Below are 21,794 nucleotides of genomic sequence, written 5' to 3' on the forward strand. Positions count from 1 at the left end.
TGGTCGTGGTTACGGCCGGCGACATCGCGAGAGTCGGAGAAGCCTCTATTTTTCCAGCCAGCCCGTTTCCCGGCGGTCCGCTCCTAAAATGGATCGCGAGAGCGTCAAAAGGGGTAGGCTTGGTGACATTGGTGAATTCCGCGTTTTACGCCGTGCGACATGGCGTATCGGCTGCCGCCCTCGTGACGGCGATCGCCGCACCGGCTTATGCGCAACAGGCGCCGACGACGGATGCGGCTTCCGCCGATCCCACCGGTGCGCAGGATGCGCCCGATCAGCAAACCGCGACCGGGGCCGCGCCGTCCGATCCGGGGCAGGGCACGGAGATCGTCGTCACCGGCACGCTGTTCCGCGATTCGAACGCGACCTCGATCTCGCCGGTCACCGTGCTCAGCGCGGAAACGCTCCAGCGTGCGAACATCACCACCGCGCAGGACGCGATCCGCTCGGTATCGGCCGACAGCGCGGGATCGATCTCGACCGGCTTCCGCAACGGTTTCTCGGCCGGCGGCGCCGCGGTGTCGCTGCGCGGCCTCGGCGTCTCGTCGACCGTGGTGCTGATCGACGGATTGCGCTCGGCAAACTTCCCGCTCAACGACGATGGCCACAACGCCTATGTCGATCTGAATTCGATCCCGTTCAGCATCGTCGACCGCATCGAGGTGTTGAAGGACGGCGCATCCTCCACCTACGGCGCGGATGCGATCGGCGGCGTGGTCAATCTGATCAGCAAGAAGCATTTCGAGGGGGTCGAAGGATCGGTGCAGGGCGGCGCGACCGAACGCGCCGACGGGTCGCACTATTGCGCGACGCTGACCGCCGGCTATGGCGACTATGAGGCGCAGGGCTTCAACGTCTATCTGAACGGTGAATATACCTATGACGGGTACATCACCAACCATTCGCGCGGCTATCCATTCAACACGCTCGACCTGCGGCCGAGCGGGCTGGAGGACCGCAACCGCAACGACGACTCGCTGGTGGTGGAGAACCCGCAGGCGGTGGTCACCCGCGTCAGGCAGACCGACCTCAACAACCCGCTGGCGGGGCAGGTCGGGGCGCCACCCACCAACCAATATCAGCTGCTCAATCCGAACGCCTGCCCCTATGGCACGTTCACAGTGAACACGGCCAAGGAACAGGGGGTCGGCTGCGCTCACAATATCCCCGACGAATATAACATCATCCAGCCCCGTCAGCAGCGCTATTCGACGACTGCCCACCTCACCGCACGCCTGAGCGACAGTCTGGAAGCCTTCGCCACCGGCAGCTACTCGCATTCCGAAGTCAGCATCACCGGTGGACCTGCATCGATCCTCCAGAACCAGCCGTTCGGCGCGCCCGCTGCGCTCTCGTCCAAGAATCCCGGCATCGTCTTGCCGGTCTACGTCTGCTCCGCGGGGGTGAATTGCGCTAGCGCAGCCGACAAAAGGCTGAACCCGAACAATCCCTATGCTGCCGCTTATGCTGAAAATCCTGCAGAGGGTGCCGCGCGCGTCTATTATCTGTTCGGAGACATTCCCAACAACAGCGATCGCTATGTCGAGGTGTTTCGCACCACTGCCGGCATCTCGGGCAATCTAGGCGATGGCTTCAGGTTTCGCCTGAACGGCGTCTACGCCCGCGACGAATTTAGCGTCACGCAACGCGGCTTCATCAAGGTCCAAGGTCTGTTGAACGCGATCAACACCGGCGCCTATGATTTCGTCAATCCGGAACGCAACAGCGCGGCGGTGCGCAATCAAATCTCGCCGGACCGCACTACACGATCCTATTCGACCGTCGCAACGATCGGCGGCTCGATCATCAAGGCCGTGACGACGCTGCCCGGTGGAAACCTCAACATGGGTGCGGGTTTTCAGATCCGCCGCGAAACGCTGATGAACCGCAACCAGAATGCGGATCTGAGCTACTATACGCTGAACACCTCCTCCGCACAGGGGCGTCAGACGGTGACTGCCGGCTTCTTCGAGATTGATGCGCCGTTCGCCAACGAACTCGACCTCAACGTGTCGGGCCGCTACGATCATTATTCGCAGGGCTACAGCCATTTCTCGCCCAAGATCGGCGTCAAATTTACGCCGGTCGAGCAGATCGCGCTTCGGGCGACCTACTCGCAAGGCTTTCGTGCGCCGACCTTCGCGGAGTACAATCCCGCAAGCAGCTACGCTGGCTTCTCGTCTTATACGCCGCCGTCGAGCTTCGTGGCCGCGCATAAGGACAATCTGGCATATTCCAGCACCTATCAACTTGGCGCAGGCTCAGCGGGTAATCCAGACATTCTGCCGGAAGTGTCGCGCAGTATCACGCTTGGCACGATCATCAAGCCAGCACGCTGGTTCAGCCTGACCGCCGATTATTATAACATCAAGAAGTCCAATCTCATCGTCAGCGGGCCGTTACGGGGTGAGGCTGTCAAAGCCTATTACGACCAAACCACCGCCGCCGCGGGCTGTGCTGCGCTCGCCGCAGTGGGTCAAGGCTACAAATGTAACGTTATTGATGCGCCCGATCCCGTCAACCCAAACGCACTGCCTCATTTGCTGGTGTTCGACGTGCCTTATGTCAACGCCAACTATGAAGTGAGCTCCGGCATAGACGTGCAAGCGAGCGCGAATATCCCGTTATCCGATGACGTGCGGCTTATCAGTCGCCTTGACGTAACCCGCGTGCTCCGTCTTGATCTGGTCACCCCTGCGGGCGTGGTGCAGAAATATGCGGGCACGCTGGGACCGTACGAGCTTTCGTCGGGTGGGGGCACGCCGCGCATGCGCGGCAACTGGCAAAATGCGCTGGAAGTCGGCAAATTCTCGCTCACAGCGACCACCTATTATGTGGGCCGGATCAAGCAGGTCGCGGCCGACGAGATTGCCCCCGTCAACGGCGTGATCGATCTCTCCTGCAAGAACACGCTGGCGCCGGTGCCGTCGGGTGGCGACAAGGCCAATCAATGCTACGTTCGTCCGTTCATCTACGTCGACCTCAACGCCGGTGTGCAGGTGAACGACCAGTTCCGGTTTTTCTTCAACGTGCAGAACCTGACCAATGCCCGCGCGCCGCTGGCATCGGGAGCGTATACCAGCAATCCGAACTATCTCAGCAGCTGGCATTATGCAGGCCTCGTCGGCCGGAACTTCAGTGCCGGGGCCAGTTTCAATTTCTGATGGCAGATGCCAACCGCGGCGCATGGGGGCGGCCTTCGCCGTCCCGATGCGTAAGCGGACTCGCACCCCGGGTATGACGTCGGGCAATTAATCAGCTTGTGGCCGACGTGGCGGCCCGATGCGAACGCCACGATCGGGATCGACGCCGTCCGACGGAGTACGAACGAACGCGACCTTCCGTCACCTCGACCGTTGTGCGGGGCAGAGGAGAATCTGCCATGTCCCGCCGTGTCCTGATCACCGGTGCCAGCGTCGCCGGCAATACCGCTGCGTGGTGGCTCGGCCGCGCCGGCTTCGATGTGGAGGTGGTCGAACGCGCGCCGGCGTTTCGCGACGGCGGCCAGAATATCGACGTGCGTGGCGTCGGCCGCGAGGTGCTGCGGCGGATGGGACTGGAACAGGCGGCGCTCGATCGTGGCACCGGCGAGGAAGGCACCGCCTGGGTCAAAAGCGACGGCAGCGTCGCCGCGCAGTTCATCACCGCCGAGCTCGGAGCCGACGGACCCACTGCCGAGATGGAGATCCTGCGCGGCGATCTCGCCCGCTTGGTCTACGAACCCGCCGCGGCGCGCGCCACCTATCGCTTCGGCGACAGCGTCGCGGCGATCGACGAGGATGACGCGGCGGCGGTGGTCACCTTCGCCAGCGGACGGACCGCGCGATACGACGCGGTCATCGTCGCCGAGGGCGTCGGATCGGCGACCCGCTCACACGTCTTCGCGAACGAAAATGCGCCGCGCTGGATGGATCTGACGATCGCCTATTTCACGATACCGCGGACGTCGGACGACGGGCAATTGTGGCGGTGGTACAATGCGACCGGCGGGCGCAGCGTGTCGCTGCGGCCCGATCGTTACGGCACCACCCGCGCGATGCTGTCGGTGCAGCAGCAGCCGGGCGGCGAGCAGGATTGGAGCACGGACCGCCAGAAGGCGTGGCTGCGCGAGCGGTTCGCCGACGCCGGCTGGCAGACCGACCGCGTGCTCGACGGCATGGCGACGACCGACGATTTCTATTTCGACGTGCTGCGTCAGGTGCGGATGAAGCGCTGGTCGAAGGGCAGGGTGGTGCTGACTGGCGACGCTGCATGGTGCGCGACGCCGATCGCCGGGATCGGCACGACGCTGGCGATCACCGGCGCCTATGTGCTGGCGGCGGAGCTGGCGCGGCACGACGATGTCGCCGCGGCGTTCGACTCCTATGAGCAGGCGATGCGCCCGATGGTCGAGGACGCGCAGGGCGTTCCCAAGATCGCACCGCGGCTGATGAACCCGCAGAGCCGGCTCGCCATCCGCCTGCTGCATGGCGCGCTCGCGGCGGCAAGCCGGCCCATCGTCCAAAAGGCGATGGGCAAAATGTTCGGGGGCGGCCCGAAGGAGCCCGATCTGTCCCGCTACGATGACGCCATCCCGACCGATGTGACGATCGTCGCCCCGGAACCGGCGCCATCCGGCGTCGCGGCGCCGGCGGCGGGCGGGCTGTCGCCGCTGCTCGCGATCGGCGCGGTCGGCGTCGTCCTGGGGGCGAGTGCGGTGCTCGGGCGGCGCAACGCGCCCGATCCGTCGCATCCCGGCATCCGGCGCTGGTATCGCCGGCTCGACAAGCCTGGCTTCACCCCGCCCGACGCGGCCTTCGGCGCGGTCTGGCCGGTGCTGGAGACCGGCCTGGCGGTCGGCGGCTATCGCCTGTTGCGCCGACCGGCGGGGCCGGCGCGCAATGCCGCGGTCGGGCTCTGGCTGCTCAACACCGCGATGGTCGGCGGCTGGACGCAGTTGTTCTTCCGCGAGAAGAAGCTCGGCGCGAGTGCGGCGGCGTCGGGTGCGATGGTCGCATCGGGCGCCGCCTATGTCGCGACCGCCGCACGCGTGGACAGGCCGGCGGCGGCGGTCGGCGTGCCGTTCGTCGCGTGGCTCGGCTTCGCCACGCTGCTCGCCGAGCGGATCTGGCGTGACAATCCGGCGGAGGAAGGATGAGCCGCGACCCTTGCGGGCTTGCCGCCGGCTGATCCACCGCTAGGAGGCTCGGCGATGGACCTCGACGACCAGATGCGCCGCTATTTCGGCACCGACCAACTGGCGACGGTGCCGCCGGAGGCGATCGCCGCGGGGATCGAGCATATGAGGGTCGATCTCGGCCTCGAGCGCGACCGGGCGCGGCGGTTCGCGTTGTGGACCTTGCTCTACATGCTGGACGCAGCGCCGGCGCTCGACGCGGTCTTCGAGGAGGAGGCCGATCGCGACGCGGCGCGCAACCTGATGGACATGTCCGCCCGGATGATGCCCGACGCGGACTGATCCGCGACGGCGGTCAACTCCGGTAAAGCGCGATGCCGAGCGCCAGCATGCCGGCCATCGATACGGCGAGGAAGGCGATCATCACGATGATCACCCGCCGGATAAACGGGCGGTTGCCGGCAGCGCCGTCGCGCCGGCCGGCATCCTGTCCGAACGTGTCGCGATCCGTCATTGTTCGAGGGGGTCCTTGACGAAGCCCTTCAGGTCGTCCGCGTCGAGATCCTCTTGCGCCTTGCCGACGTGCTTATCGTCGGTGCCGCTGCTGCCCGATTCCTCGACGGCGCGGGTCGTCTTGCCGGCGGTGTCGTCGGCATCGGGGCGGTCGGTGGCGTCGTCCGGTTGGTCGGTCATGATGATATCCTTGGCGTTGCTACTGCTCAACGAGCGGCCGGCGGCATCGGGGCCAGCAATTCGGCGAGCGTGACCGGCGCGAAATCGCGGGCGTCGACGCCGACGTCGAACTGGCGCGGCATCGGTTTCAGCCGGCCGTGGCTATGGCCGTGCAGGTTGATCGCGCGGCGATGCTGGCCGTTCCAGCTGCGGAAGGGATAATGGCAGAGGACGAGCGCGTGGCCGTCTAGCGACAGCTCGGCGTAATCGCCGACGCTCGCCCAGCCGGCGGCGACGCGGGTGCCGTCGGGATCGTTGTTGCCGGCGAGCAGATGCTTGCTGCCGTGCAGCCGGTCGAGCAGCCCGGCGACATCGCCGGCCCGGCGGGCGACGTCGCCGAGGTGCCAGACGATATCGTCCGGCGCGACGCGCGCGTTCCAACGCGCGATCAGCGTCGCGTCCATCGTCGCGGTGTCCGCGAACGGCCGGTGCTGGATGTTGATCGTGCGATGGTCACCGAAATGCGTATCGGCGGTGAAGAAGACGGCCATCGCAGATCAACGCGCCGGGAGGACGGACGATGCGGGATCGGCCGCGGCGCGCGTGTCGTAGCGACCCTGCGCCGCCGCCACCTCTGGCATGCGCGTCTCCGCCCAGTCGATCATCAGCCGCAGCGCGGCGAGCAGGTCGCGGCCGAGCGGGGTGACGCGATAGCTGACGCTGACCGGCACCGTCGCGACGGCATGACGCGTCACCAGTCCGTCGCGTTCGAGCGCGCGCAGCGTCTGGCTCAGCATCTTCTGCGAGATACCGCCGATCCGCTGCTTGAGCTGGCCGAAGCGCAATTCGCGGTCGCCGAGCAGCAGCAGGATCAGCACGCTCCATTTGTCGCCGATCCGGTCGAGCAACTGGCGCGTCGGGCAGTCGCGCGCATAGGCGTCGCCGCGTCCGGTGGCGGTTTCACCAAGGTGACCAAGGGAGGTGAAAGTGCCGTCTTGCCTCATGGGTCACCTCTAGCGATGTTGGTCACCGATGGAAACCAATGGAGGTGCGACATGCAGATAGCGGTATTGGGTGCGAGCGGTCACGCCGGGTCGGAGATCGCCAGGGAGCTTGCCGCACGCGGCCACAAAGTGCGGGGCATCGCCCGCAACCCGGCGGCGATCCCGCAGGCGGAGGGGATCGAGGCGGTGGCGGGCGACGCGTCCGACCCGGCGGCGCTCGCCGAGCTGATCCGCGGCAGCGATGCGGTGATCAGCGCGCTGCATTTCGACGTCACGGCGGACACGTTGCTGGCGGCGGTCAAGCGGGCGGGCGTGCCGCGATTGCTGGTCACCGGTGGTGCCGCGAGCCTTGAGGTCGCACCGGGTCAGCGGCTGTTCGACACACCGGACTTTCCGGAGGAATGGAAGCCGTTCGCTGCCGGCGGGATCGCCTTCCTCGACGCGTTGCGGGACGAGCAAGAGGTCGACTGGACCTTCTTCTCGCCGGCGGCGCAGATCTTCGAAGGGCCGCGGACCGGCCGGTATCGCACCGGCGGCGATCAGCTCGTTGTCGATGCGAATGGCGAGAGCAGGATCAGCTTTGCGGATTTCGCGATCGCGATGGTCGATGAGCTCGAACGGCCGCAGCACAGCCGCGGCCGCTTCACCGCGGCTTATTGAGTCGCCGCGAGACGGCGACGGATCATCCGGTCGAAGGTCGCGAGTTCGCATAGACCGGTCACGCCGCAGCCGGGGATCGGCAGCGGCGTGACCGTCACCCTCGGCGACAGGCGGCGCAGATCATCGGGTGATTGCGTCCGGTAGGAGGCGCGGACGTATCGCCGCTTGCGCGAGGGATCGTACAACCGTTCGAGCCAGATCGCGCCGCCGGGGGCGACATCGCCCTCGGCATAGCCCGGCGCGCGCAGCGGGACGTGCAGGACGGCGGCAAGCGAGGTGACGTTGGTGTCGTGGCCGACCAATATGTCGACCGGAGGGGCATCGGCGCCGGTCAGCCCTGCGAGCATGCGACGGCCGAAGACCGCGGCCTGATGCGCGGCCATGTAGGGCGGGCGGGTGAAGACGTCGAACAGCGCGGCGTGGAGCGCGCCGACCCGACGGAGCGCGGCCGCGTCGATCCGCGGCCAGCCGGGTGGGTCGAGCCCCTCGGCATATTGCAGCAGGAGCACCTGCGCCGTGCCCGAGGTGGTGCGGATCGGCCCGCTCAGCTCGATGCCCCGGCCGTCGGCCGACGCAACGATGCGCGAGGGCGTGACGGGGCTGCACCCCGGCGGCGCGCCGCAGCCCAGCAGCACGTCGAGCCGCGCGATCACTGCGGCATGGCGGCGGGCAAGCGCGTCGACGCCGCCGGTATAATGCTGGATGTCGGCGATCGCGGTCGCCGGGTCGAACCGGGTCGCACCGGCGCGCAGCGGCTCGAACAGCGGATCGGCGCGATCGGGCGCGAGGTGATCCACCGGGATCGTGCAGCCCGGCGCGAGGCCAGCGGCGAAGGCGGTTCCGCTGGCGATCGTGCGCTCGGCGGTGTTGGCGTGGATGCGCACCGTGCGCGGGGCAGGACAGCCGACGCGCGGCAACAGCCCGGCGGCAATCAATGCGCGGCGATCTTCCGCGCCGAGGATCGTCATCGCCCGCGCGCCATGCGGCGTCAGATGCTCGGCCGGCACGGGCCAATGCGGCCATGGCGCCGCAGTGCGCGTCCCCTCCGGCGCCTCGCCGTCGATCGGCGCACGCACGCCGTGCCGCATCAGTACGACGACGCGCTCGACCGTAAGCGCCGGCTGCGCGGCGTGCGGTGCGGGTGTGGCGAAGAGGAACAGGGCGGGCAGCAGGCGGAGGAGCGTCATCCGCGGCGGGCTAACCGTGGATTGGGTCAGGCCGGTGACGGTCCGCGCCGAGGCGGCTCAGAACAGTCCGTCGTCGTCGTCATCGTCGTTGGCCGCATGCGCCGTCGGCGCCATGCCGGGCAGCAGGAAGCGGGCGTGGACGTCGCGCTCCGCGGCCATCGTGTAGAGCTTGGCGATGGCGGGCAGGACGGCGTGCAACGCGCCTTCGTCGTCTTCCGTCAGCGTGGGCAGGTCGCCGGCGCGTTCCGCCAGGATCGCCGACGCCTCTTCCATCGTGCCGGCCAGCGCCAGCTCCTGCGCGAGGTCGACCGCGGTCGCCTCGACGAGCTCGACCAGCCGCTGCGCATCGTCGCCACCCTGCAGCACGACCTGATCGGTCCGGCGGCACGCCTCGCGGATGACGAGGAGCGCGCGGGCGAGCATCGTCGCGACATCCGGCTCGTCATTGCTCAGCGCCAGCGACACCTCGGCATCGCCGAGCCGCCCGATCGTATGGCCGACGTCGATCGTCGTCGCGCCGAGGTCGCGCGCATAGGCATCCACCTCCTGCGCGACGACCGCGACGGCCCGACCGACGGTGCCATGCCGGCGGCAGAGCAGGCGGGTGTTGGTGGCGATATCCTGTACGTCGGTGCGGATCGCGCTCAGCCGGCCGACGCGCTGCGTCAGCTCGGTGACGGTCGCATCGATCAGCCCGGTCATCCCCTCCGCCTGCCGATGTGCCGATTGCAGCTGGACGATGATCCGGTCCATGCCGGTGACGCTCTCCTCCAGCCGGGTGAGGAAGCCGCGATTGTCCTCGCCGGCCTGTTCGGCGATCAGGTCGAGCAAGGCGCGGCCATCGGGGATCAGCGCGTCCAGCGAATCGACCAGCGCGCCGGTCTCGCGGCCGAAATCATGGACGACGGCATCGAGCTGCGCGGCGAGCAGGCGATCGACATGCGCCGCCGCCCCCGGGCCGCAGCCGTGCGATTCGACCAGTTGCAGCGCGGCGACGACGTGTTCCAGCCGTTGACGGGTGCTGTCGCCGACCTGCAGCGCGCCGAGCAGCACCGCCACCTTGGTCTGGATGCTGCGTGCGATCGCGGCGACGCGGCGGGCGAGCTGCGCGGCGCCCTGGAGGTGGACGCCGAGCGCGGCAGCATCGGCGGCGAGACGCTGCGGCACCGCCGGCACCGCCTTGACGCATTCGGCGGTGAGCAGGCGATCGACCTGCTGGACGCTGGCGAGCCCCGTCTCCAGCTCCTTGAGCTTGCTGATCACCTCGGTCAGCAGCGTCTCGCCGGCGGCGAGCTTGCCGTTCATGCCGTTGACGAAGCCGACGAACTGCGGCTCGCCCGAGGCGGCGATCTTGATGTTCATGCCGTAGATGCCGAGCACGCGCAGCGAGCGATGCATGTCGAGCACATGCTGGCGCAGCAGCGCGGCGATCGCCGCGATCGTCTTGACCCGGCCGGTGCGCCCGGCGAGCGCGGCGGGCAAGGCGGTGATGCGCGCGGCGACCTCGGCGAGATTGGCGGCGGCGGCGCCGGCGTTGCTGGCGTCGAGCGCATCGACGATCGTGTCGAGCCCGCCGACGATCCGGTCGATCATCCCGATCGCGTCGGCCAGCGTCGTGCCCGCACGCAGGAAGCGCGTGTCGAGATTGGCGGCGAGCTGCGCCAGCCCCCGCCGCATCGGGCATTCCTCCGGTTCGACCACGACCAACGCGTTGCTGTCCTGAAGCATCGTCTTTTCCTATCTATCGCGCGGCGGCGAGCAGCAGTTCGCGGGCGATCGCGCCGAGCGGCACGACGCGATCCGCCGCGCCACGGGCGATCGCTTCCTTGGGCATGCCGAAGACGATCGAGGTCGCCTCGTCCTGCGCCAGCGTGCGGGCGCCCGCCTGTTTCATCTCGAGCAGCCCGCGCGCCCCGTCGTCGCCCATGCCGGTCATGATGATGCCGACCGCGTTCGATCCGGCGTTACGTGCGGCGGAGCGGAACAGCACGTCGACCGACGGCCGGTGCCGCGACACCAGAGGCCCTTCGCGCACCGCGGCGACGTAGCGGGCGCCCTGGCGTTCGAGCATCATGTGGCGCAGGCCGCCCGGCGCGATCAGCACCCGGCCGCGCATCACCGTGTCGCCATCCTCGGCCTCCTTGACGTCGACCTCGCACATGCCGTCGAGCCGCTTGGCGAAGGCGCGGGTGAAGCTTTCCGGCATGTGCTGGACGACGACGATGCCCGGCGAATTGGCGGGCAGCGCGGTCAGCACCTCGCGCAGCGCCTCGGTCCCGCCGGTCGAGGCGCCGATGCACACCACCATCTCGGTGGTGCGGCTCATCGCGCGGCCGCTGGGCGGCGGCAGCACCGCGTCGGCGGTCAGCCGCTGCTGCGGCGCCGCGCTGGCCGGCTGGCGGCGGCCGAGCCGTGCCTTGGCGGCGCCCTTCACCGTCTCGCAGATATGCAGATGCGCCTCGACCAGATGATCGGCGACGCCGACGCGCGGCTTGAGGATGACGTCGACCGCACCCGCCTCGAGCGCCTGCAGCAACGTCTCCGAGCCTTCCTCGACCAGCGACGAGCACATGACGACCGGCGTCGGGCATTGCGCCATCATCCGGCGCAGGAAGGTGATGCCGTCCATCCGCGGCATCTCGACGTCGAGGGTGATGACGTCGGGCACCTCGGCCTGGATGTAGCGCGCCGCGGCGAAGGGATCGGCGGCGGCGGCGATCACCTCGATCTGGGGATCGGCGGAGAGGATCTGGGTCATCGCCTGGCGCACGCTGGCGCTGTCGTCGATGATCAGGACGCGGACGGGCTTGGCCGGCATGTCAGTGGCGCCTGAAGATGGTGTTGCCCACCAAAGTGAGCGGAAGGTCGAGGTCGGCGATCGATTCCGAATGGCCGAGGAACAGATGGCCGCCGGAGCGCAGATTGGCGAGCAGCCGCCGCACGACCTTCTCCTGCGTCTCGCGATCGAAATAGATCAGCACGTTGCGGCAGAAGATCATGTCCATCGGCGCGCCGACGGGATAATGATCGTCCATCAGGTTGAGCGCTGCGAAGCCGATCGCCGAGCGCAGCGCCGGGGCGATGCGCACCTCGTCGCGGCCCGGCGCGGTCGGGCGCAGTACGTAGCGCTGCTGGAGCAATGGCGGCACCGGCTCGACCGCGGCGCGCGGGAAGATGCCGCGCCGCGCGACTGCCAGCACGTCGGTATCGAGGTCGGTGGCGAGGATGCCGAAATCCGGCCCGCCGCGCTCCTGCGCGAAGGCGTCGAGCAGCATCGCCAACGTATAGGGTTCCGCCCCGGTCGAGCAGCCGGCGCTCCACACGCGCAGACGGCTGCGTCCCTCCGCCACCAGCGCCGGCAGCAGCGTGCCGGTAAGATAGTCGAAATGGCCGGGCTCGCGGAAGAAATCGGTCTTGTTGGTGGTCACCGCGTTGATCAGATGCTCGGCTTCCACCGCCATGCCGCCGTCTTCGAACAGCCAGTTGCAATAATCGGCGAGCGTCTCGTGGCCGGTCGCCCGCACCCGGCGGCGCAGCCGGCCGCTGAGCATCGAGGATTTGTTCGACGGCATCTTGATGCCCGACACCTCCGTCACATAAGCGGAGATGCGGGCGAAATCGCGCGCCGACAGCAGATCCTCGACGATCCGGTCATAGCTTAAATCGCTCACGAGACCGCCGCGACCGGGGGCGCCGCGCCCGATTGGGCGAGGATCTGCGCCATACCGGCCAGGACGCCGTCGAGTTCGAGCAGGCCGACGAAGCCGCCGTCGCGGCGCAGCACGCTGACGACATGGCGCGAATGCCAGGCGGTGCCGGTGTCGGGCAGCGGCTCGATCGCCTCGCGCGACCAGGTGCTGACGTCGAGCACCCGGTCGACGACCAGCCCGATGACGAGCGGGCGCTCGCCGCCGGTGTCCGATTCGACCACCAGCACGCGCGTCGCCGGCGTCACCGCGACGCTGGGCAGACCGAGGCAGATGCGGAAATCGACCATCGGCACCGACAGGCCGCGCACGTCGCACAGGCCGATCAGCCAGTCGGGTGCGTTGGGGACGCGGAACGCCGGGCCGTGATCGAGGATTTCGCGGACGACGCCGATCGGCAAGGCGAACAGTTCGTCGCCGATGCCGAAGACGATCGTCTGCAGCGTGCCGTCACCGCCGCTCATGCCGCGCGTCCGAAATCGGCGTCTTCCGCATCCGGACCGCCGTTGGCCAGATCGAGCGCGAAGCCGCGCACGCGGGTCTGCTGATCGGTGATCGTCCCGAGCTTGGGCTTCGACAATCTGGCCATCTTGGTTCCCTTGACGTCGGCCCGGCGTACCACGGCGGTCGTCGCGACGCGTCGCGCCTGCGGGGCGCTGTCCCGCCGATCGTCGGCGAGCCGGAAGAAGGCGATGCTGTGCTCCAGTTCCTCCGCCTGATCGGACAGCGCTTCCGAGGTCGACGAGATCTGCTCGGATGCCGAGGCGTTCTGCTGCGTGACCTGATCGAGCTGCTGGATCGCCTGATTGATCTGCGATGCGCCGATGTCCTGTTCGCGGCAGGCGGCGCTGATCTCGGCGACCAGCTCCGCGGTGCGGCGGATGTCCGGAACCAGCCGGATCAGCATGTCGCCCGCTTCGGTGGCGGCACCGACCGTGTCCGAGGACATCGCGCTGATTTCGGTTGCGGCCGCCTGGCTGCGCTCGGCGAGCTTGCGCACCTCGGCGGCGACGACCGCGAAGCCCTTGCCGTGATCGCCGGCCCGCGCCGCCTCGACTGCCGCGTTGAGCGCGAGCAGATCGGTCTGACGGGCGATTTCCTGCACGAAGCCGATCTTCTCGGCGATCGTCCGCATCGCGCCGACCGCGCGCTGCACGGCGGCACCGCTGCGCTCCGCCTCGGTCGAGGACTGACGCGCGATCTTCTCGGTCTGCGCGGCATTGTCGGCATTCTGTTTGATGTTCGCGGCCATCTGTTCCATCGATGCCGAGGCTTCCTCGGCGGCGGCGGCCTGTTCGGTCGCGCCCTGGCTGACCTGTTCGGAGGCCGAGGACAATTGCTGGCTGCCCGCGGCGACGCTGGCCGAGGCCTGCGTCGCATCGCCGACGACGGAGCGTAGCTTTTCGATCATCGTGACCAAGGCATGGCCGAGCGTATCCTTGTCGGACAGTGGCTTGTGATCGATGGTGAGATCGCCGGTCGACACCGACTGGGCGAGCTGCGCGCTCTGCCGCAGGTTGATCGTCATGCGATTGACGGTGTCGACCAGATCCTTGATCTCGTCGTTGTTGGTCGCGGCGATATCATGGTTGAGATCGCCGATCGCCACCGCGTCGATCGCCGCGCCGATCCGCTTCAGGCCGCGCGACACCAGGGTCGAAATCCAGACCGCGCAGGCCGCCGCCAGCAGCGTCGCGGCGACGCCGACGCCGATCAGCAGATTGCGCGCGTCGGCATAGAGCACGTTGGTCTCTTCGTCTGCCTCGTGCATGTGCGCGCTCTGCCGATCGACGATGGCGCTGACATCGCGTGTGATCGCCTCGACCATCTTCTTCTGTTCGGTTTCGGTGAGTTCACCCGCCTTGGCGTTATCGTTGGCGGTGCCGAGGGCGCTGATCCGCTCGTAGACGGGCTTCAGGGCTTCCCAATCCTGCCGCACCTGGCGCCACAACGGTTTGTCGTCCGCCGCCGCCCGGCTTTCGCCATCGGCAAGCAAGGTCTCGAACTGACGCACCCGGCGAGCGGTGTCGATATTGTAGCCGGCCATGATCTGCTGATCGGTGTTGAGTGCGAGCGCCTTCTGGTTCGACAGCATGTAACCGAGATGGGTCTCGACCTGCTGCGCCGTCTGGAGCTGCTTGGCCGGACCGGCGATGACGTCGGTGATCGCGTCGTTGAGGGTGTTCGACTTTGCGATGCCGAGGCCGATGACCATCAGCAACATCGCGGTCAGGATCGCAAAGGCGATCCCCAGCTTCATCTTGATCGTGGCTCGCATGGAAAAATCCTAGAGATCGGAGGCGCTACGTCGCGCGTCGAATGGGGGGCGTCGTGACGCCGGTGGTGGATCGGATGGCGATCGAAATGCCATCCGATCCCGGTCAGGCCGCGCGGCCGAAGTCGACATCCTCGGCATCCGGGCCGCCGGTGTTGAGGTCGAGCGCATAGCCGCGCACGCGCGACTGCTGGTCGGCGATCGTCCCCGGCTTCGCCTTGGTCAGGCTGGCGCTCTTGGTGCCTTTGATCGGCGCGCGGCGACGCGTCGAAGCGGTGGCGGCGATGGCCTTGCGCGCCGGTTGTGCGGGACCGGCGCGATCCGCGTCGGCAAGACGGAAGAAGGCGATGCTCTGCTGCAATTCCTCCGCCTGATCGGCGAGCGAATCGGAGGTCGACGAGATCTGCTCGGACGCCGAGGCGTTCTGCTGCGTGACCTGATCGAGCTGCTGGATCGCCTGATTGATCTGCGCGGCGCCGATGTCCTGCTCGCGGCAGGCGGCGCTGATCTCTGCGACCAGCTCGGCGGTGCGGCGGATGTCCGGAACCAGTCGGATCAGCATGTCGCCCGCTTCGGTCGCCGCGCCGACCGTGTCCGAGGACATCGCGCTGATCTCGGTCGCGGCAGCCTGGCTGCGCTCGGCGAGCTTGCGCACCTCGGCAGCGACGACTGCGAAGCCCTTGCCGTGATCGCCGGCCCTCGCCGCCTCGACCGCCGCGTTGAGCGCGAGCAAATCGGTTTGACGGGCGATTTCCTGAACGAAGCCGATCTTCTCGGCGATCGTCCGCATCGCTCCGACCGCGCGCTGCACGGCGGCACCACTGCGCTCCGCCTCGGTCGAGGACTGGCGCGCGATCTTCTCGGTCTGCGCGGCGTTGTCGGCATTCTGTTTGATGTTCGCGGCCATCTGTTCCATCGATGCCGAGGCTTCCTCTGCGGCGGCGGCCTGTTCGGTCGCGCCCTGGCTGACCTGTTCGGAGGCCGAGGACAATTGCTGGCTGCCCGCGCCGACGCTCGCGGCGGCGGCGGTCGCATCGCCGACGACGGTGCTCAGGCGCGCGATCATCGTGACCAGCGCACGGCCGAGGACATCCTTGGCGGACAATGGCGTGTGATCGACGGTGAGGTCGCCGTTGGCGATGCGGTCGGCAAGCGTCGCCATCGCGTTGAGATTGACGGTCATCGTCGTCAACAACCGGCCGACCTCGCTGCTCAGACCGCCGTAATCGCGGTCGAGCCGCTGCGAGAGATCGCCGATCGACACCGCGGCAACGACGTTCGAAATGTCGCGGAACGCCGCCTCGACCGCCTGTGCGCTGCCCAACATCCGCCCGACCTCGTCGCGGCGATCGGTCGCGAGCGGGGTGGCGAGCGTGCCGAGCAGCTCGGCGACGCGGCCGACGGGGCGCGCGATCGTCACCGTCATGCTGAAATGGCGACGAGCAGTACCAGCGTCAGCGCGGTGCCGATGAAGATCGCGCGTTCGATGGTGGCGAACGCGACCGTCTGATTGGCCTGACGCTCGGTCATCAGCCGGTTTTCCTCGTCGGTCACCGCCGCGATCTCGGCGCGCAGGCTGTCGAACACCTGCTTGCCGGCGCCGCTGATCTCGATCTGGCGTGCGTCGCCGACGGTCTGCGGATTGCCCATCAGGTGGATGGCGCGCTCGGCGACGCGGTCGTGCCAGTCGTCGACCAGTGTCTTGATCTTCTGCAACCGCTCCTGCTGGCGCGGATTGTCCGCGGTCAGTTTGCGCGCCTCGTCCCAGGCGGCGGCGAGATCGGTCGCGCCCTTGCGATAGGGTTCGAGGAATTTGGCGTCGCCCGACAGCAGATAGCCGCGATAGCCCGTCTCCTGATTGACCGCATTCTCCTGAATCCGATTGGCAGCGCCGATCACCGCGAACGTGTGCTGGTTCATCTCGGTCGCCGCCCTCAAGTCGTTGGACTTGTTGTAGATGACCGTATTGGCGCCGATCGCGAAGAGCAGCAGGATCGTGAAGCAGACGATCAACTTCTTCGGTATCGACAGATTGGTGAATGCGTTCATGGCGGTTTCTCCCCCCCGGGTGATTATCGTGCGGCTGTCGGCCGGCAGGTCAGTGGACGACGGTCGCGAAGATGGCGTCGAGGTCGGGCAGGACGACGATCTCGCCATGGTGCTGGATGAGCCCGCGGATGTGGTCGCGGCGCCAGCGCATGCCGATCGCCGGTGCCGCTTCGCAATCGGTCGACGACAGGGTCGTCACCTCGTTGACCCGGTCGGCGCGCAGGCCGATCAGTTCGAGCGTCTCGCCGACCGGCCGCTCGATCACGACGATGCGATTGTCGCGGGTGGTGTCCGCCGGCGTCATGTCGAACGCCCGGCGCAGATCGGCGAGGGGAATGACGCGGCCACGGAAGTTGATGACGTGGCCGACCAGCGGATCGGCGCCCGGCACCGCGGTCTCGGGCATCAGGTCGAGGATCTCCTGCACCAGCACGGCCTCGATCGCGAAGGTCTCGCCGCCGACGCCGAAGGACAGGACCTCGAGCGTGCCGTCGGCGGTCCAGGGGAGGGGAGTGGAATCGGTCATGGGCTTATCCCGCGGCCTGCAGCCGCTCCTCCCGGGGCTGGGCGAGATCGACCAGATGGCCGATGTCGAGGATGAGGGCGACGTTGCCGTCGCCGAGGATGGTGGCGCCCGAGAAGGAGCCGATGTCGCGATGCAGCGCCGACATCGACTTGATGACGGTCTGGTGGTTGCCGATGATCTGGTCGACGACCAGCCCGACGCGTTCCGCGCCGATCGAGACGACGACGATCTTCTGATAGGGGTCGGGCGCCGTACCGGTGGCGAACAGGTCGCGCAGCCGGACGAACGGCACCAGCCGGTCGCGCAGGCTGATCAGGCTGCGCCCGCGCGAGCGGATATCCTCCCCGGGACTGAGTTCGAGGCATTCCTCGACCGCGGCGAGCGGCAGCACGTAGCGGCCTTCGCCGACGCGGACGAGCAGCCCGTCGATGATCGCCAGCGTCAGCGGGATGCGCAATGTGATCGTCGAACCCTCGCCGTCGACCGAGGCGACGTCGATCGTGCCGCGCAGCGTCTCGATCGTGCGCTTGACGACGTCCATGCCGACGCCGCGGCCCGACAGGTTCGTAACTTGCGCGGCGGTCGAGAAGCCGGGTGCGAAGATCAAACCCAGCAATTCCCCGTCGGTCAGCACCTGGCCGGGCTGGACGAGACCGTTCGCCTCCGCCTTGGCGCGGACGCGGGCGCGGTCGATGCCGCGACCATCGTCGCGGATCGTGATGACCACCTCGCCGCCGGCCTGATGCGCCGCCAGCCGGACCGTGCCGGTGGCGGGCTTGCCCGCGGCGGCGCGGACATCCGCCGTCTCCAGGCCATGGTCGCAGCTGTTGCGGACGATATGGACGAGCGGATCGAACAGGCGTTCGACGACGGTCTTGTCGATCTCGGTCGCCTCGCCGTCGGTGACCAGCTCGATCGCCTTGCCGGTGTCGCGCGCCAGATCGTGGACGAGGCGGCGGAAGCGGCCGAACAGCGTGCCGACCGGCACCATGCGCAGCCCCATCATCGTGTCGCGCAATTCGCCCGACAGCCGCTCGATCTCCTCGGACACCGAGCGTAGCGCGACGCCGCCGTCCTGATGCGCGAGCTGCGACAGCCGGCTCTGCGCGATGACCAGCTCGCCGACGCGATCCATCAGCAGGTCGAGCCGCTCGGCGGGCACGCGGACGCTTTCCGCCGCCGGCTTGACGGGCAGCTTCGCCTCGTGCTGGCCTTCGTCCTCGACCGGCGCGGCGGCGACCGCCTCCGCAGCCGCGGCATCCGGCGCGTCTGGCTCGATCGCTTCGATCTCGAGCGTCATGTCGTCCATCACGAAGATGAACACGTCCTCGATCGCCTCGCGGCTGATGTCGCCGGTCAGCGTCACGTCCCAGCCAAGATGGCAGTCGGTCGGCACCAGCACCGGCAGCGGCGGTACCGCGTCGGTCCGCACCGCGATCGTGCACGCGCCCAGCTCGCGCAGTTCGTCGAGCAGGGTCAGCGGGTTGGTGCCGTTGCGCATTGCATCGACGGGCAAGCGGAAGAACAATTTCCAGCCGCGCTGCGCCGCGGCGGGCGCCGCGACAGCGACGCCATCGGTCTGCGCGGCGGCGACCGCATCCGCCAGCCGTGCGAGGATCGCCTCGCCTTCGCCGGTATCGGGATCGCCGTCGACCAGCGCGCGCATATGATCGCCCGCCGAAAGGATCACCGCGACGAGCTCCTCGGTCGCGGGCACCTCGCCCTTGCGGACTTTGTCGAAGGCGCTCTCGCAATGATGGGTGAAGGCGGCGAGCGCGTCGAAGCCGAACATTGCGCCCGAGCCCTTGAGCGTGTGCAACCCGCGGAACACGGCGTTGACCAACGCGGTGTCGCCGAGATGATGGCCGAGGTCGAGCAGCCCCTGCTCGACCTGGTCGAGCAGTTCGGCGGCTTCGACCCGGAAGGCGGCGGCGGGATCCTCGGTCATCTGCCGAGCACCTTGCGCGCGGTCTTGACGAGCTGTTCGGGGACGAACGGCTTGACCAGCCAGCCGGTAGCGCCCGCCGCCTTCGCCTGCGCCTTGATGTCGCCGTCCGATTCCGTCGTCAGGAACAGGATCGGCACGCCGGCCTGTTCGGGTTGCTTGCGCAACTCGCGAATCATCGTCAGCCCGTCCATGTTGGGCATGTTGAGATCCGTGACGATCAGATCGAACCGCGTTTCCGCGGCCTTGGCGAGCCCCTCGACGCCATCGCCCGCCTCGGTCACGGCATAGCCCGCGCCCGTCAGCGCGATGCGGATCGCCATGCGCAAACTGGCGCTGTCGTCGACGGTCAGGATGGAAGCGGTCATTGCGGCAATTCTCCGTGGAACCAGAAGGTGATGTCGGCAGGCGACGCCGCCGCCAGGAAGCCGGCGCGATCGAGCAGCGCGGCGAGCGCCGGCGAAGCGGGCTGGGCGAGCGTCACCGCCGCGCCGCCATCCGCAGCATTTCGCCGGGCGGACTCAATAAGTTGCAAGATACTAAGGTCGATATTGCCGGCCGTGGCGAGATCGAGGCAAATGCTGTCATGCTCGGACGCAGCATCCCGTAGACGATCGGCAATATCCCCGACCGTCTTCAGGCATGCGTCATCATTGAGCACCAACGTCATGGTGGTCATGTCTCGATCGCCTCATTGAATTATAGCACCGCAACGCCGTTTGCCGGCAGGCCGATGCTAAAGCGGGCGAGACAGCTAACGACTGCCTTTTGGTCAGTAATGGATTTAAAAGCCGTTAATGCGATAAGTGCGCCGCCGCGAAATCATCGCGTGCGTGCAATTCGGCCGTGTGCGATTGCGCCGGCGTCAGTCGCGGACGGTTCTTCGATTATAGCACGAGTGCGGTGCAACCGATCCGCATGTGCGGCGGATCGGCTGCGACCGCGAGGCAGGATCAGCGCGTGCCGATCGTCATCGGGCGGTGGACAACTTGGTGCCGAGCAGTACCAGCCGCTCGCCGGTGATGCCGAACCAATGCGGCACGCCGGCGGGCACGAGGAAGACGTCGCCGGGCTTCAGCGTCCGCGTCGTTCCGCCGACGATGCGGCTGCCCTCGGTGAGATCCGGGCGGGTTACCTTGGCGTCGGCGAGCGTTCCGCCCGAGATCATTGTACCGGCGCCGTCGACGACCATGACATATTCCGCCTGCGCGGGATGGACCGCGGGACGACCGGGCGACTTCCAGATCTCGAGCGCGGCGACATGACCGTCGGCCTGCACCAACGGCTGCCACGCGAACCCCTGGCCCGGCTTCATCGCCTTGGCCATTGCGGCGATCTGCGTCCGCACGTCCGCGGCGGCGGCGAAGCGGGCGGGGTCGCTGGTCTGCGCCGCCAGCGGCGCCGCGACCAGCATTGCCAGCGCGGTGCAGAGACGCAGGCCGGTCATGCGCGGCCGTCCAGCCGGATCGTCCGGCCCCCGCGTGCCGAGCGGTAGATCGCCTCGACGATGCGCATGTCACGCAGCCCTTCCTCGCCGGAGACGATCGGTTCGCGTCCGCTGCGCACGCATTGTGCGAGGTGGTCGAGCTGGCCGGCGAATTGCGTCTTCGCAGGGCCGGCGGGCGGCGTCACCTCGCGCTCGCGGCCGTCGCGCCCCAGCCACATGTGATTGCCGTCATAGCGCGTCGCCGGCTCCAGCTCGATCCGGCCCTTGTCGCCCATCAGCAGGATATGGTTCTGGTTGGCGCTGTACATCGACTGGCAGCCGGCGATCGCGCCGGACGGGAATTCCAGCGTCCATTCGATCATGTCCTCCACCTCGGTGAAGCGCGGATCGCGCCGGTCGGTGGATTCGCGCGCGGTCACCGCGATCGGCTCCTCGCCGGTCATGTAGCGCGCCGCCTGCAGGCTGTAGACGCCCATGTCCATCAGCGAGCCGCCGCCCGCCAGCGCACGCTTGAGCCGCCACGCCGACGGGCTGCCTTGGGTGAAGCCATGCTCGGTACGGACGTAGCGGATCTTGCCGGCGGCGCCGGTGCGGGCGAGCCGCATCGCCTCGAGGTTGAATGGCTCGAAATGGCAGCGATAGCCGATCATCAGCTTGCGGTTGGCCTTCTTGCAGGCGGCGATCATCGCCTCGCATTCGGCGACCGACACCGCCATCGGCTTCTCGCACATGACGTGCTTGCCGGCCTTGGCGGCGCGGATGGTATATTCGGCGTGCATCGAATTGGGCAGGCAGACGTAGACGATGTCGACGTCGGGATTGTCGCGGATCGCGTCGAAATTGGCGTAGGAATAGACCGATCGCGCCGGCAGGCCGTGTTCCGCCGCGACGCGCTGCGCCTTGGCGGCATCGCCGCTGACCACCGCGGCGAGGCGGCTGTGCGTGCAATTGGCGAATTGCGGGATGATGACGCCGAGGCCGTAGCTGCCGAGGCCGACGATGGCATAGCCGAGCGGCCGGTCCGGGGCCGCCCGCCCGATCGCGCTGGAGCCGACGGTCAGCGCCGCCGCCGAGAGTAGGAGGTCACGACGTCCGATGTCCATGTCAGGCTCCGTTGTGCAGGATAAGCGGCGCGCCGGGTGATGCGCCTGCCGCGGGCCGCGACGGATCGAACGCCCGGGTCATGCCGCACCGGGGGTGGCATCC

At 67.9% G+C, this 21,794-nt stretch carries 21 protein-coding genes and 1 pseudogene; 4 read left to right on the plus strand and 18 right to left on the minus strand.

The features are described from left to right. Nucleotides 1-5: 5 nt before the first annotated feature. The 3 genes from FFS23_RS07660 (at nt 6) to FFS23_RS07670 (ending at nt 5,458) form a co-directional block, all read left to right on the plus strand. The gene (locus FFS23_RS07660; protein ID WP_349303953.1) at nt 6-3,164 is read left to right on the plus strand and encodes a TonB-dependent receptor domain-containing protein; all 3,159 of its coding nucleotides are present in this window, start codon (nt 6-8) and stop codon (nt 3,162-3,164) included. Between the two features lie 218 nt (nt 3,165-3,382). Then, nucleotides 3,383-5,137, plus strand: a complete 1,755-nt coding sequence (locus FFS23_RS07665; RefSeq protein ID WP_249340583.1) for a tryptophan-rich sensory protein — start codon at nt 3,383-3,385, stop codon at nt 5,135-5,137. A gap of 54 nt (nt 5,138-5,191) precedes the next feature. Further along, a complete protein-coding gene (locus FFS23_RS07670; RefSeq protein ID WP_137898125.1) occupies nt 5,192-5,458 on the plus strand; it encodes a hypothetical protein in 267 nt (88 codons plus the stop codon). A gap of 13 nt (nt 5,459-5,471) precedes the next feature. Here the strand turns inward: FFS23_RS07670 and FFS23_RS20050 are convergent, their stop codons facing one another. Genes FFS23_RS20050 through FFS23_RS07685 form a run of 4 tightly spaced genes read right to left on the minus strand, consistent with a single transcriptional unit; the run spans nt 5,472 to nt 6,792 of the window. Further along, nucleotides 5,472-5,630, minus strand: a complete 159-nt coding sequence (locus FFS23_RS20050; RefSeq protein ID WP_171009415.1) for a hypothetical protein — start codon at nt 5,628-5,630, stop codon at nt 5,472-5,474. Beyond that, a complete protein-coding gene (locus FFS23_RS07675; RefSeq protein ID WP_137898126.1) occupies nt 5,627-5,809 on the minus strand; it encodes a hypothetical protein in 183 nt (60 codons plus the stop codon). The genes FFS23_RS20050 and FFS23_RS07675 overlap by 4 nt, the downstream gene beginning before the upstream one ends. Before the next feature lie 26 nt (nt 5,810-5,835). After that, complete coding sequence (locus tag FFS23_RS07680; RefSeq protein WP_137898127.1) at nt 5,836-6,339, minus strand: metallophosphoesterase family protein; 504 nt, start codon at nt 6,337-6,339, stop codon at nt 5,836-5,838. Nucleotides 6,340-6,345: 6 nt separating this feature from the next. Next, complete coding sequence (locus FFS23_RS07685; RefSeq protein WP_137898128.1) at nt 6,346-6,792, minus strand: winged helix-turn-helix transcriptional regulator; 447 nt, start codon at nt 6,790-6,792, stop codon at nt 6,346-6,348. 51 nt (nt 6,793-6,843) lie between these two features. Here FFS23_RS07685 and FFS23_RS07690 point away from each other — a divergent pair, with 51 nt between their 5' ends. After that, nucleotides 6,844-7,452 carry an NAD(P)-dependent oxidoreductase gene (locus FFS23_RS07690; RefSeq protein ID WP_137898129.1) on the plus strand — a complete coding sequence of 203 codons (609 nt, stop codon included), beginning with the start codon at nt 6,844-6,846 and terminating at the stop codon, nt 7,450-7,452. Here the strand turns inward: FFS23_RS07690 and FFS23_RS07695 are convergent. The 14 genes and pseudogenes from FFS23_RS07695 to FFS23_RS07760 all read right to left on the minus strand — a co-directional run bounded on the left by FFS23_RS07695 (nt 7,446) and on the right by FFS23_RS07760 (nt 21,691). Further along, nucleotides 7,446-8,639 (minus strand): histidine-type phosphatase, encoded by a 1,194-nt coding sequence (locus tag FFS23_RS07695; RefSeq protein ID WP_137898130.1) that lies wholly within the window; start codon nt 8,637-8,639, stop codon nt 7,446-7,448. The two genes, FFS23_RS07690 and FFS23_RS07695, sit on opposite strands and share 7 nt — an antisense overlap. A 57-nt stretch (nt 8,640-8,696) precedes the next feature. Next, the gene (locus FFS23_RS07700) at nt 8,697-10,367 is read right to left on the minus strand and encodes a hypothetical protein (protein ID WP_137898131.1); all 1,671 of its coding nucleotides are present in this window, start codon (nt 10,365-10,367) and stop codon (nt 8,697-8,699) included. Between the two features lie 13 nt (nt 10,368-10,380). Next, a complete protein-coding gene (locus FFS23_RS07705) occupies nt 10,381-11,457 on the minus strand; it encodes a protein-glutamate methylesterase/protein-glutamine glutaminase (RefSeq protein WP_038658913.1) in 1,077 nt (358 codons plus the stop codon). Nucleotide 11,458: 1 nt separating this feature from the next. Further along, nucleotides 11,459-12,310: a CheR family methyltransferase gene (locus FFS23_RS07710; protein ID WP_283214449.1), complete on the minus strand. Its 852-nt coding sequence runs from the start codon at nt 12,308-12,310 to the stop codon at nt 11,459-11,461. After that, nucleotides 12,307-12,810: a chemotaxis protein CheW gene (locus tag FFS23_RS07715; protein WP_038658916.1), complete on the minus strand. Its 504-nt coding sequence runs from the start codon at nt 12,808-12,810 to the stop codon at nt 12,307-12,309. The genes FFS23_RS07710 and FFS23_RS07715 overlap by 4 nt, the downstream gene beginning before the upstream one ends. Beyond that, the gene (locus FFS23_RS07720) at nt 12,807-14,624 is read right to left on the minus strand and encodes a methyl-accepting chemotaxis protein (protein WP_137898132.1); all 1,818 of its coding nucleotides are present in this window, start codon (nt 14,622-14,624) and stop codon (nt 12,807-12,809) included. Before FFS23_RS07720 ends, FFS23_RS07715 begins: the two co-directional genes overlap by 4 nt. Nucleotides 14,625-14,727: 103 nt before the next feature. After that, nucleotides 14,728-15,795: pseudogene (locus tag FFS23_RS07725) on the minus strand (methyl-accepting chemotaxis protein); the annotation flags it as partial. Nucleotides 15,796-16,043: 248 nt separating this feature from the next. After that, a complete protein-coding gene (locus FFS23_RS07730) occupies nt 16,044-16,670 on the minus strand; it encodes a CHASE3 domain-containing protein (protein ID WP_171009416.1) in 627 nt (208 codons plus the stop codon). A gap of 49 nt (nt 16,671-16,719) precedes the next feature. Next, the gene (locus tag FFS23_RS07735) at nt 16,720-17,196 is read right to left on the minus strand and encodes a chemotaxis protein CheW (protein ID WP_137898135.1); all 477 of its coding nucleotides are present in this window, start codon (nt 17,194-17,196) and stop codon (nt 16,720-16,722) included. A gap of 4 nt (nt 17,197-17,200) precedes the next feature. After that, nucleotides 17,201-19,144, minus strand: a complete 1,944-nt coding sequence (locus FFS23_RS07740; RefSeq protein WP_137898136.1) for a chemotaxis protein CheA — start codon at nt 19,142-19,144, stop codon at nt 17,201-17,203. Beyond that, nucleotides 19,141-19,509: a response regulator gene (locus FFS23_RS07745; RefSeq protein WP_038658930.1), complete on the minus strand. Its 369-nt coding sequence runs from the start codon at nt 19,507-19,509 to the stop codon at nt 19,141-19,143. Before FFS23_RS07745 ends, FFS23_RS07740 begins: the two co-directional genes overlap by 4 nt. Next, nucleotides 19,506-19,820, minus strand: coding sequence for an STAS domain-containing protein (locus FFS23_RS07750; RefSeq protein ID WP_249340584.1), 315 nt, complete (start codon nt 19,818-19,820; stop codon nt 19,506-19,508). Before FFS23_RS07750 ends, FFS23_RS07745 begins: the two co-directional genes overlap by 4 nt. 291 nt (nt 19,821-20,111) lie before the next feature. Beyond that, nucleotides 20,112-20,588, minus strand: a complete 477-nt coding sequence (locus tag FFS23_RS07755) for a cupin domain-containing protein (RefSeq protein WP_171009417.1) — start codon at nt 20,586-20,588, stop codon at nt 20,112-20,114. Next, on the minus strand, nt 20,585-21,691 hold the full coding sequence (locus tag FFS23_RS07760; protein WP_137898137.1) for a Gfo/Idh/MocA family protein: 1,107 nt from the start codon (nt 21,689-21,691) through the stop codon (nt 20,585-20,587). Before FFS23_RS07760 ends, FFS23_RS07755 begins: the two co-directional genes overlap by 4 nt. Nucleotides 21,692-21,794 lie beyond the last annotated feature (103 nt).

Origin of the sequence: Sphingomonas sp. 2SG (genome assembly GCF_005503285.1) — a bacterium.
Classification (GTDB): domain Bacteria; phylum Pseudomonadota; class Alphaproteobacteria; order Sphingomonadales; family Sphingomonadaceae; genus Sphingomonas; species Sphingomonas taxi.

Bases quoted from the DNA above. Each gene is read 5' to 3' on its own strand.
- FFS23_RS07665 (WP_249340583.1), top strand. From the start codon at position 3,383: ATGTCCCGCCGTGTCCTGATCACCGGTGCCAGCGTCGCCGGCAATACC.
- FFS23_RS07670 (WP_137898125.1), top strand. From the start codon at position 5,192: ATGGACCTCGACGACCAGATGCGCCGCTATTTCGGCACCGACCAACTG.
- FFS23_RS20050 (WP_171009415.1), bottom strand. From the start codon at position 5,630: ATGACGGATCGCGACACGTTCGGACAGGATGCCGGCCGGCGCGACGGC.
- FFS23_RS07675 (WP_137898126.1), bottom strand. From the start codon at position 5,809: ATGACCGACCAACCGGACGACGCCACCGACCGCCCCGATGCCGACGAC.
- FFS23_RS07680 (WP_137898127.1), bottom strand. From the start codon at position 6,339: ATGGCCGTCTTCTTCACCGCCGATACGCATTTCGGTGACCATCGCACG.
- FFS23_RS07685 (WP_137898128.1), bottom strand. From the start codon at position 6,792: ATGAGGCAAGACGGCACTTTCACCTCCCTTGGTCACCTTGGTGAAACC.
- FFS23_RS07690 (WP_137898129.1), top strand. From the start codon at position 6,844: ATGCAGATAGCGGTATTGGGTGCGAGCGGTCACGCCGGGTCGGAGATC.
- FFS23_RS07695 (WP_137898130.1), bottom strand. From the start codon at position 8,639: ATGACGCTCCTCCGCCTGCTGCCCGCCCTGTTCCTCTTCGCCACACCC.
- FFS23_RS07700 (WP_137898131.1), bottom strand. From the start codon at position 10,367: ATGCTTCAGGACAGCAACGCGTTGGTCGTGGTCGAACCGGAGGAATGC.
- FFS23_RS07705 (WP_038658913.1), bottom strand. From the start codon at position 11,457: ATGCCGGCCAAGCCCGTCCGCGTCCTGATCATCGACGACAGCGCCAGC.
- FFS23_RS07715 (WP_038658916.1), bottom strand. From the start codon at position 12,810: ATGAGCGGCGGTGACGGCACGCTGCAGACGATCGTCTTCGGCATCGGC.
- FFS23_RS07720 (WP_137898132.1), bottom strand. From the start codon at position 14,624: ATGCGAGCCACGATCAAGATGAAGCTGGGGATCGCCTTTGCGATCCTG.
- FFS23_RS07730 (WP_171009416.1), bottom strand. From the start codon at position 16,670: ATGAACGCATTCACCAATCTGTCGATACCGAAGAAGTTGATCGTCTGC.
- FFS23_RS07735 (WP_137898135.1), bottom strand. From the start codon at position 17,196: ATGACCGATTCCACTCCCCTCCCCTGGACCGCCGACGGCACGCTCGAG.
- FFS23_RS07740 (WP_137898136.1), bottom strand. From the start codon at position 19,144: ATGACCGAGGATCCCGCCGCCGCCTTCCGGGTCGAAGCCGCCGAACTG.
- FFS23_RS07745 (WP_038658930.1), bottom strand. From the start codon at position 19,509: ATGACCGCTTCCATCCTGACCGTCGACGACAGCGCCAGTTTGCGCATG.
- FFS23_RS07750 (WP_249340584.1), bottom strand. From the start codon at position 19,820: ATGACCACCATGACGTTGGTGCTCAATGATGACGCATGCCTGAAGACG.
- FFS23_RS07755 (WP_171009417.1), bottom strand. From the start codon at position 20,588: ATGACCGGCCTGCGTCTCTGCACCGCGCTGGCAATGCTGGTCGCGGCG.
- FFS23_RS07760 (WP_137898137.1), bottom strand. From the start codon at position 21,691: ATGGACATCGGACGTCGTGACCTCCTACTCTCGGCGGCGGCGCTGACC.